Annotated in this window: 1 pseudogene; it reads right to left on the reverse strand. The window is 71.9% G+C overall.

Features of this window, described 5'->3' with window-relative positions:
- A pseudogene (locus tag H926_RS26755) lies at nt 1–228 on the reverse strand (ribokinase); the annotation flags it as partial.

Below are 228 nucleotides of genomic sequence, written 5' to 3' on the forward strand. Positions count from 1 at the left end.
ATCGCGCGCCCTTCGGCCGTGGCCGGCGCGGCATTGTAGAGCGTGCGTGCGCCGCCCTCGCGCGCCAGGGTCAGAAAGCGGGCCACGGCCTCAGCCGGCACTTCGGCCTGGGCCACGGCCAGGGCAGCACCGGCGGGAAAGTCTGTCGGGGCGGGAAGCGCGGCATTGGCGCCCGCCACGATCACGATCTGGTTCTCGCCTGCGTCAGACACGAAGACATGCGCAAGC

The sequence above is a fragment of the Novosphingobium sp. B-7 genome (assembly GCF_000410615.1).
In the GTDB taxonomy this organism is placed as follows: Bacteria; Pseudomonadota; Alphaproteobacteria; order Sphingomonadales; family Sphingomonadaceae; genus Novosphingobium; species Novosphingobium capsulatum.